The organism is Nocardioides sp. (assembly GCF_036401255.1).
In the GTDB taxonomy this organism is placed as follows: Bacteria; Actinomycetota; Actinomycetes; order Propionibacteriales; family Nocardioidaceae; genus Nocardioides.
Genome location: NZ_DASWVI010000062.1, coordinates 1 through 3197, shown reverse-complemented (window position 1 = coordinate 3197; position 3197 = coordinate 1). Strand labels below are relative to the sequence as shown.

Below are 3197 nucleotides of genomic sequence, written 5' to 3'. Positions count from 1 at the left end.
GCCGGGATCTGCCGCCAGTCGTAGTCGGGGTGGGCCTGCCAGATCCCGGAGCTCGAGCCGGAGTACGTCGTCCGCGGCAGCGCGTCCGGGTCCGCGCGGTAGCTGCGGGCGCGCGCCGCCGTGGGACGCCGGGACGAGGGCGCCCGGCGCAGGCGATCGTCGCCGCCGAGGTACCACGCCGTGGGACGGTCGCTCGGGATCGGCCAGGACGAGAAGGTCCGCACGAACCGCGGCAGCGGGGCACCCGACGGCTGGCCGGCCGCCGCGCCCTCCTCGAACAGGATCCGGATCGGGTCGGCCGACTCGAAGCGGCTCAGCGCCTGCTCGTAGGTCAGGCCGGAGCAGTCCGGGCCGGGCGGCAGCTTCAGGCCACCGACCCCGGTGATCGTCTGCGCCAGGAGCGGCGCCACGGCGTTCTTCGCTCCGGTCGGCACCCGACGCCCGACGTAGAGGTCGAGGAAGTCGGCGTACCGCCCGAACACGCCCAGGCTCAGCGACTCGGTGTGCGAGCCGTTGGCGAGCGAGGCGTAGACGTGCGGCGCAGAGGTGAAGTCGTCGAGCAGCGCGGGGAAGTGCCCGCCCGTCTGCTCGTCCTGCCAGGCGCCGGCGAGGAACACCGGCACGTCGATCTTCCCGACGAACAGGCTCGGCGAGATCGGGTCGCCGATCTTCGCGGTGTAGAAGGGGTCGTCCTCGATCAGCGCCAGCGGGTCCGGGTTCTGCAGGCGCAGCGCCTGGTTGTCCGCGCAGACGGTGTCGCCGGCATCGGCGCGGGCGCGGGTCCAGGCCTGGCCGTACGGCGCCGCCTGCTCGGCGCGCTCGGTCGCCCACGGCACCGCGAAGCCGGTGTTGAGGATCCCGCCGGGATAGAGCGTGCCGCGGTAGGTGTCGTCGATGACCGAGAGCGGTGTGATCGCCGACAGGTGCGGTGGGCGGGTCTGCGCGACGTACAGCTGGGAGATGCCGGGGTAGGAGATGCCCACCATCCCGGCCTCGTGGAACGCCGCCCACGGCTGCGCGGCGACGGTCTCGATCACGTCGTAGCCGTCCAGGCTCTGGATCGGCTCGAAGTGCAAGAAGCTGCCCCCGGAGCAGCCGGTGCCGCGGATGTTCACGCCGACGTAGGCGTAGCCGAGGGTGTTGTAGAGCAGCGCCATCGTCTGGTTGGCGGGGTTGCTCGGGTCGTAGCCGGAGTACTCCACCACGGTCGGGAACGGACCGCTCCCCGACGGGAGGGAGACGTTGGCCGACAGCGTGGTCCCGTCCCGGGTGGTGATGTAGCCGAACCCCTTCGTCAGCGTCTGGCCGTCGTAGAACGACTGCGGTGGCGCCGGGTCGTCGACGTCGGTCACCTCGACCGGGGCCGACGCCGTGGCCGGATCGCCGGCCGCGCGGACGACGTAGCGCCCGGCCGTGAGGTCCCGCCAGGCCAGGCTGCCGGCGGTGTCGACGGTGCCGGTCGCGACGACTGCGCCGGAGTCGTCGACCAGCTCGAGCGCCTCCCCCGGCGTCGCGGCCAGCACGTAGAGCTGGTTGACGCTCGGGCGGACCTCGAACGTCGTCGCCGCGGCCGCGGCGCCGGTGGTGGCGCCGGTCCCGGCCAGCACTCCGGTGGACACCCCGGTCAGCATCGCGGTCAGGGCGACGGCCGTGGCGACGACGGCCCTCCTCGCTGTGCGCATGGCGTGATGCTGCCACCTCCGCGCCGCGGCGTCGCCGGGAACGCCCCGCCGAGTTCCACAGGAGCGGCACAGCCGGCCCACACCGGCCCCCCACCCGGCGCGCGAACGATGGGGTCATCGTCACGAGGAGGACCCATGACCGAGCAGACCCCGAGCGGCAACCGCTGGGAGCCCGCCGACGCGCAGCCCGTCGACCCCGCCACGCCCGCCGACCCGGCGTACGCCGCGCAGACCCCGCCGCCGGCTCCCGCCGACCCGGAGCGGCCGAGCCGGTGGCGGGCCCTCCTGCGCCGGCCGAGCCGCGAGACCTGGGTCGCGGGCGCGCTCTCGGCCCTCATGGTCTTCGTCGGCCTCGGCGGCTTCCTCGCCGGCCGCGCGTCCGTCGACGAGCAGCCCGGCCCGGCCGAGGTCGGCCAGGAGTGGCGCCACGGCCCCCAGGACGGCGACCTCCCCGATCGACCCTTCGACGACGGCGACGGCGACGGCGACGGCTTCGGTCCCGGCGCGGTCCCGGGCACCGAGTCGTGACCGCCACGACCGCCGGACCGGTGCCGACGGTCAGCACCGCGATCGACCCCCACCACCGGCACCGGATCGACGCGGCGGTGCGGCTCGGCGCCACCGCCGCCCTCTGGCTGGCCCTGCTCCTGGTCACCTACTGGTGGGTGGCCGGGGGCGGGCTCCAGGACCTGGGCGGCTGGGCGGACGGCCTCACCGCGCTCGGCCGGCTCACCGGCCTGACCGCATCCGTGCTGCTGCTCGCCCAGGTGGTCCTGATGGCCCGGGTGCCGCCCCTCGAGGCGGCCTACGGCCAGGACCGGCTGGCCCGGATCCACCGGCTGGTCGGATTCGGCTCGGTCAACCTGATGCTCGCCCACATCGTGCTGATCACCTGGGGCTACGCGGCCGGCGAGCTGACCCGCACGCCGGCGACGCTCTGGGACCTCGCCGTCGACTACCCGGGGATGCTGCTCGCCGTCGCCGGCACCCTGTGCCTGCTCCTCGTCGGCGTCACGAGCGTCCGGGCCGTCCGGCGCCGGACCCGCTACGAGTCCTGGCACCTGTTGCACCTCTACGCCTACCTCGGCGTCGGGCTCGCAGTGCCGCACCAGCTCTGGACCGGGCAGGAGCTGGTCTCCTCGACCGGTCGCACGGTGTTCTGGTGGACCGCCTGGGGCACGGCCGCCGCCGCGGTGCTGGTGTGGCGGATCGGCCTGCCGGCCTGGCGCAGCGCGCGCCACGACCTCCGGGTGACCTCGGTGGTTCCCGAGGGCGACGGCGTCGTCTCGGTCTACCTGACCGGGCGCAGGCTCGACCGGCTGCCCGTGGAGGCCGGGCAGTTCCTCTCCTGGCGCTTCCTCGCCGGCCCCGGCTGGACCCGCGCCCACCCCTACTCGCTCTCGGCCGCGCCGGACGGGCGCAGCCTGCGCATCACCGTGCAGGTCGTCGGCGACGGCAGCGCCGCCGCGGCCCGGCTGCGCCCCGGCACCCGCGCCCTCGTCGAGGGCCCCTACG

3 protein-coding genes are annotated in these 3197 nt (G+C 75.0%); 2 read left to right on the top strand and 1 reads right to left on the bottom strand.

Features of this window, described 5'->3' with window-relative positions:
- Positions 1-1682, bottom strand: a 1682-nt coding sequence (locus tag VGD85_RS02800; RefSeq protein ID WP_331061926.1) for a CocE/NonD family hydrolase, incomplete at its 3' end; no start/stop codon positions are given.
- Positions 1683-1817: 135 nt separating this feature from the next.
- Here VGD85_RS02800 and VGD85_RS02795 point away from each other — a divergent pair.
- Together VGD85_RS02795 and VGD85_RS02790 are read left to right on the top strand one after the other, a co-directional pair.
- Complete coding sequence (locus VGD85_RS02795; RefSeq protein ID WP_331061925.1) at positions 1818-2210, top strand: hypothetical protein; 393 nt, start codon at positions 1818-1820, stop codon at positions 2208-2210.
- A partial coding sequence (locus tag VGD85_RS02790) for a ferric reductase-like transmembrane domain-containing protein (protein ID WP_331061924.1) occupies positions 2207-3197 on the top strand: 991 nt, incomplete at its 3' end. The genes VGD85_RS02795 and VGD85_RS02790, both read left to right, overlap by 4 nt.